Annotated in this window: 3 protein-coding genes and 1 pseudogene; all 4 read left to right on the top strand. The window is 70.3% G+C overall.

Annotated features, from left to right (window positions below):
• Positions 1-128, top strand: a pseudogene (locus LZF96_RS11295) (DNA replication and repair protein RecF); the annotation flags it as partial.
• A gap of 571 nt (positions 129-699) precedes the next feature.
• Positions 700-2,760 carry a DNA topoisomerase (ATP-hydrolyzing) subunit B gene (gene gyrB / locus LZF96_RS11290; RefSeq protein ID WP_308294185.1) on the top strand — a complete coding sequence of 687 codons (2,061 nt, stop codon included), beginning with the start codon at positions 700-702 and terminating at the stop codon, positions 2,758-2,760.
• 152 nt (positions 2,761-2,912) lie between these two features.
• Entirely contained in the window at positions 2,913-5,591 is a 2,679-nt protein-coding gene (gyrA, locus tag LZF96_RS11285; protein WP_233869677.1) for a DNA gyrase subunit A, read from the top strand.
• A 186-nt stretch (positions 5,592-5,777) separates the two neighbouring features.
• A complete protein-coding gene (locus LZF96_RS11280) occupies positions 5,778-6,452 on the top strand; it encodes a DUF3566 domain-containing protein (protein WP_233869674.1) in 675 nt (224 codons plus the stop codon).
• Positions 6,453-6,510: the final 58 nt, after the last annotated feature.

The raw sequence follows: 6,510 nt of genomic DNA, 5'->3' as shown, positions 1-6,510 counted from the left end.
ACTACGAGCGGGTGCTGCGCCAGCGCAACACCCTGTTGAAGTCGGCGGCGATGGCCCGTCGGCACGGCGGTCGCCGGATGGACCTGTCCACCCTCGACGTGTGGGACGGCCACCTGGCCCGGGTCGGACGGACCCCGTGATCCGCACGGTTCGCCGGCCGGCCCCCGGTGGGTGCCCCCGGGATGGTCTGACTTTCGCCCGTCCCGCTCGCCGCTCCCCGGGGTTCGTCCGACCCGGCGGGGAGGCCACCGCACGGGTCGCGGGCCCCACCCCGTTCCCGCCCCGGCGACGCCGTCCCCCGGGCGTCGAACACCTCCCGGCGCCGGTCTCCCCACGCCCCGTTCGCCCCTCCCGCATCCCCTTTCCCGGCTTTCCCGCGAGGGATACCGGCGAGCCCTCGGGGAAGGCGCGTTCCGGCCCGCTCCGCGCCGCCGGACGCCCGCCGTCGCGAGCCCTCGAATGTGATCCCGATCACGCTACCGAAGGTTGACAGTCCGAAGCGCTGAGCGCCCCTGTGAGCCGTTTCGGGGGTGGGTCCGCATATGGGGAGTCGGGAGCCATCGGTTCAGGGCATCTCATGTGCCTTCAGGGCCCGGCAAAGCACCATCGGTGTCAGTCCTACCGGTAGAATGGAGACTCCGCCTCATCGCGGACCATGTCGAGTGACACGGCCACTCCGCGCCCCCGTGGAGCAGGTCCGTGCTGTGCCAGAAAGGGCGCTTCGTGGCCGAATCCGGCAGTTTCAACGAGAACACCCCGGCCGCCGCCGCGACCGCCTCCCCGGCGGACTCCTCGTACGACGCGAGCGCGATCACGGTCCTGGAGGGTCTGGACGCCGTTCGCAAGCGCCCCGGCATGTACATCGGCTCCACCGGTGAGCGGGGTCTGCACCACCTCGTCCAGGAGGTGGTCGACAATTCCGTGGACGAGGCGCTGGCCGGGCACGCGACCCGGATCGAGGTGACGCTGCTGGCCGATGGCGGCGTGCGCGTCGTCGACGACGGTCGCGGTATCCCGGTGGGGATCGTTCCCTCCGAGGGCAAGCCGGCCGTCGAGGTGGTGCTCACCGTGCTGCACGCCGGTGGCAAGTTCGGCGGTGGCGGTTACGCGGTCTCCGGCGGTCTGCACGGTGTCGGCGTCTCCGTGGTCAACGCGCTGTCCACGCGCGTGGAGGTGGAGATCCACACGGACGGCCACCGCTGGACCCAGGAGTACCGGCTGGGCGTCCCGACCGCGGAGCTCGCCCGGCACGAGGAGACCGACCGCACCGGCACCTCCGTCACCTTCTGGGCCGACGGGGACATCTTCGAGACCACCGACTACTCCTTCGAGACGCTCTCCCGGCGCTTCCAGGAGATGGCCTTCCTGAACAAGGGCCTGACCATCTCGCTGACCGACGAGCGGGAGTCCGCCAAGCAGACCGCGGGCGCCGACACGGCGGGCAGCGCGGACGAGAACCAGGCCCGACGGGTGAGCTACCACTACGAGGGCGGCATCGTCGACTTCGTGCGCCACCTCAACTCCCGCAAGGGCGAGCCGGTGCACCCCTCGGTCATCTCCATCGAGGCGGAGGACACCGAGCGGCTGCTGTCGGTGGAGATCGCGATGCAGTGGAACACCCAGTACACCGAGGGTGTCTACAGCTTCGCCAACACCATTCACACCCACGAGGGCGGTACCCACGAGGAGGGCTTCCGAGCCGCGTTGACCTCTCTGGTCAACCGCTATGCGCGGGAGAAGAAGCTGCTCCGGGAGAAGGACGACAACCTCACCGGCGAGGACATCCGCGAGGGCCTGACCTCGATCATCTCGGTGAAGCTCGGCGAACCGCAGTTCGAGGGGCAGACCAAGACCAAGCTGGGCAACACCGAGGCGAAGACCTTCGTCCAGAAGGTCGTCCACGAGCACCTGACGGACTGGTTGGACCGCAACCCCAACGAGGCCGCGGACATCATCCGCAAGGGCATCCAGGCCGCGACCGCCCGGGTGGCGGCCCGCAAGGCCCGCGACCTGACCCGCCGCAAGGGACTGCTGGAGACCGCCTCCCTGCCGGGCAAGTTGAGCGACTGCCAGTCCAACGACCCGATCAAGTGCGAGATCTTCATCGTCGAGGGCGACTCGGCCGGCGGCAGCGCCAAGTCCGGTCGGGACCCGCAGTACCAGGCGATCCTCCCGATCCGCGGCAAGATCCTCAACGTGGAGAAGGCCCGGATCGACAAGGTCCTCCAGAACACCGAGGTCCAGGCCCTCATCTCGGCCTTCGGCACCGGCATCCACGAGGACTTCGACATCTCGCGGCTGCGCTATCACAAGATCATCCTGATGGCGGACGCCGACGTCGACGGCCAGCACATCAACACCCTGTTGCTGACCCTGCTGTTCCGCTTCATGCGGCCGTTGGTCGAGGCCGGTCACGTCTACCTCTCCCAGCCCCCGCTGTACAAGATCAAGTGGGGCCGGGAGGACTTCGACTACGCCTACTCCGACCGCGAGCGCGACAGCCTCATCCGGCTCGGCCGCGAGCAGGGCCGGCGGGTCCGCGAGGACTCCATCCAGCGCTTCAAGGGTCTGGGCGAGATGAACGCCGAGGAACTGCGGATCACCACCATGGACACCTCCCAGCGGGTGCTGCGCCAGGTGACCCTGGACGACGCGGCCGCCGCCGACGACCTGTTCTCCGTGCTGATGGGCGAGGACGTGGAGGCCCGGCGCTCCTTCATCCAGCGCAACGCCAAGGATGTCCGCTTCCTGGACATCTGACGACCGGGCGGCGCGCCGGAGGCCCGGGGGCACCCCCGGCGCCCGTCGGTCCCCGTCGGTCGGTCGCGACCCCGCCCGGCTCCCCATTCCGGACTCCCGGACTCCCGGACAGAACCAGCTTGTTACGCCCCGAAGGGAACGGACCCACCCACATGGCCGAGGACATCACCCCCCCGCCGGACGGCGCCGCCGACGCCCCCGTCACGCCCCTCCTGGCCGCCGAGGCGGTGGGGGACCGTGTCGAGCCGGTGACGCTCGAGATGGAGATGCAGCGCTCCTACCTCGACTACGCCATGAGCGTCATCGTCTCCCGGGCCCTGCCGGACGTCCGGGACGGCCTCAAGCCCGTGCACCGCCGCGTGCTGTACGCGATGTACGACGGCGGCTACCGCCCCGAGCGCGGCTTCTACAAGTGCGCCCGCGTGGTCGGCGACGTGATGGGCACCTACCACCCGCACGGCGACTCCTCCATCTACGACGCCCTGGTGCGGCTCGCCCAGCACTGGGCGATGCGGATGCCGCTGGTCGACTCCAACGGCAACTTCGGTTCGCCGGGCAACGACCCGGCCGCCGCCATGCGGTACACCGAGTGCAAGATGGCGCCGCTGGCCATGGAGATGCTCCGGGACATCGACGAGGGAACCGTCGACTTCCAGGACAACTACGACGGCCGGAACCAGGAGCCGACCGTCCTGCCCTCGCGTTTCCCGAACCTGCTGATCAACGGCTCGGCCGGGATCGCGGTCGGCATGGCCACCAACATCCCCCCGCACAACCTGCGGGAGGTGGCCGCCGGCGCCCAGTGGTACCTGGAGAACCCCGAGGCCACTCCGGATGAGCTGCTCGAGGCGCTGATCGATCGCATCAAGGGCCCCGACTTCCCGACCGGCGCGCTGATCGTCGGCCGAACCGGCATCGAGGACGCCTACCGCACCGGACGCGGCTCGATCACGATGCGCGCGGTGGTCGAGGTCGAGGAGATCCAGGGTCGGCAGTGCCTGGTGGTCACCGAGCTGCCCTACCAGGTGAACCCGGACAACCTGGCGTTGAAGATCGCCGAGTTGGTCAAGGACGGCCGGGTCGGCGGCATCGCCGACGTGCGCGACGAGACCTCCTCGCGCACCGGTCAGCGCCTGGTGGTCGTCCTCAAGCGGGACGCCGTCGCCAAGGTCGTGCTCAACAACCTGTACAAGCACACCGACCTGCAGACCAACTTCGGCGCCAACATGCTGGCGCTGGTGGACGGCGTGCCGCGCACCCTGTCGCTGGACGCCTTCATCCGCAACTGGGTGGGTCACCAGATCGACGTCATCGTGCGCCGCACCCGCTTCCGGCTGCGCAAGGCCGAGGAGCGCGCGCACATCCTGCGCGGCCTGCTCAAGGCGCTGGACGCGATCGACGAGGTCATCGCCCTGATCCGGCGCAGCCAGACCGTCGAGGAGGCCCGCGGCGGCCTGATGTCGCTGCTGGAGATCGACGAGATCCAGGCCAACGCGATCCTGGAGATGCAGCTGCGCCGGCTGGCCGCCCTGGAGCGGCAGAAGATCACCGCCGAGCACGACGAGCTCCAGTCGAAGATCAACGGGTACCACGCCATCCTGGCCTCCCCGGAGCGACAGCGGTCCATCATCAGCGAGGAACTGGCCGCCATCGTCGACAAGTTCGGCGACGACCGGCGCAGCCGCCTGGTGCCCTTCGAGGGCGACATGTCCATCGAGGACCTGATCGCCGAGGACGACATCGTCGTCACCATCTCCCGGGGCGGCTACGTCAAGCGGACCCGGACCGACGACTACCGGGCCCAGAAGCGCGGTGGGAAGGGGGTGCGCGGCACGAAGCTGAAGGAGGACGACATCGTCGACCACTTCTTCGTCTCCACCACCCACCACTGGCTGCTGTTCTTCACCAACAAGGGTCGCGTCTACCGGGCCAAGGCCTACGAACTGCCGGACGTGGGTCGCGAGGCGCGCGGCCAGCACGTGGCGAACCTGCTGGCCTTCCAGCCCGACGAGCAGATCGCCGAGATCCTCGCCATCCGGGACTACGAGGCAGCCCCGTACCTGGTGCTGGCCACCAAGTCCGGCCTGGTGAAGAAGACCCCGCTCAAGGACTACGACTCGCCCCGCTCGGGTGGCGTCATCGCCATCAACCTGCGTCAGATGCCCGACGGGCGCGACGACGAGCTGATCGGCGCCGAGCTGGTCTCCGCCGATGACGATCTGCTGTTGATCAGTCGCAAGGCGCAGTCCATCCGGTTCACCGCCTCCGACGACACGCTGCGCCCGATGGGCCGGGCGACCTCCGGTGTGAAGGGCATGGGCTTCCGCGAGGGCGACGAGCTGCTGTCGATGAACGTCGTGCGGCCGGGCACCTTCGTCTTCACCGCCACCGACGGCGGGTACGCCAAGCGCACCCCGGTGGACGAGTACCGGGTGCAGGGTCGCGGCGGTCTGGGCATCAAGGCGGCCAAGATCGTCGAGGACCGCGGCACCCTGGTCGGCGCACTGGTGGTGGAGCGAACGGATGAGATTTTGGCCATCACCCTGGGCGGGGGCGTGATTCGCACGCGGGTCGAGGAGATCCGCGAGACCGGCCGTGACACCATGGGCGTTCAGCTCATCAACCTGGGCAAGCGCGATGCGGTGGTCGGTGTCGCCCGGAACGCGGAGGCGAGCCGGGAGGCCGAGGAGGTCGCCGAGGCGGTGGACCCCGCCGACCCCGGGAACGACCCCGTGGACGCCGGCCCGGAGGCCGACGCCGGAACCGTCGGGCCCGGTGCGGACGTCCCGACCGGTACCGCATCGGGTGAGGCCGACGGCGACGAGGAGTAAGGCGTGAGCGCAGCCGAGGGCGCCCCCCGGGGCGGCGGCACGGGAGAGCAAGGACGGGAACCGGACGCACCGGGCACCCCGCCCGACCAACCCTCCCGGTCCGCCGGGGATCGGGAGGCCCCCGGCGGCGAGCACGGCTCCGGGGACACCCGTTCCCGGGGAGGATCGACGCGTGGGGGAACCACGATGACCAGTGCCCGACCCGTGGACCCCTATGCCCCCGACGGGCAGGAGAAGGGCCAGGCGGAGCGCTACCACCCGCCGCAGGCGTATCCGGCGCCGCCCGCCGCGCTGCCCGCGGCCGACGGTTCCGGGGCGCGGCCGGACGAGACCACCCGGCTGCGTCCGCAGACCGGCGGTCCGGCCCGGGGGCCGCAGTCCGGGACCCGGCCCGAGCAGCAGGGCCGGCAGGGCGACGGCGGTTACGGCGGGGCGGAGCAGCTGCACCAGGCGGTGCGGCGTCCGCGCACCGGGGCCCGGACCGTGCCGCGCACCCGCAAGGCGCGGCTGCGGGTGGCCAAGGCGGATCCGTGGTCGGTGATGAAGGTGAGCTTCCTGCTCTCCATCGCGCTGGGCGTCTGCGGCGTGGTCGCGGTGGCGGTGCTGTGGGTGGTCATGGACTCGATGGGGGTCTTCTCCACCATCGGCGCCACCATCAGCGAGGCCACCGGCACGGAGAACAGCAGCGGCTTCGACCTGGAGGCGTTCCTCTCGCTGCCCCGGGTGCTGGTGTTCACCGGTCTGCTCGCCGTCATCGACGTGGTGCTGGCCACCGCCCTGGCCACGCTGGGCGCCTTCATGTACAACCTCTCCGCGGGCTTCGTGGGCGGCGTCGAGCTGACCCTCGCCGAGGACGAGTGATCCCGGCCGGTCGGGGACGTTCCGGGGAGCCGGAGGTCCCCGACCGGCCGGACCGGCA

Origin of the sequence: Streptomyces sp. ST2-7A, from assembly GCF_021390475.1 — a bacterium.
Lineage (GTDB): Bacteria > Actinomycetota > Actinomycetes > Streptomycetales > Streptomycetaceae > Streptomyces.
This window is presented reverse-complemented; position numbering and strand designations above follow the sequence as displayed.

Excerpts from the sequence above, each read along its gene's own strand:
- gyrA (WP_233869677.1), top strand. The coding sequence starts at position 2,913 with ATGGCCGAGGACATCACCCCCCCGCCGGACGGCGCCGCCGACGCCCCC.
- LZF96_RS11280 (WP_233869674.1), top strand. The coding sequence starts at position 5,778 with ATGACCAGTGCCCGACCCGTGGACCCCTATGCCCCCGACGGGCAGGAG.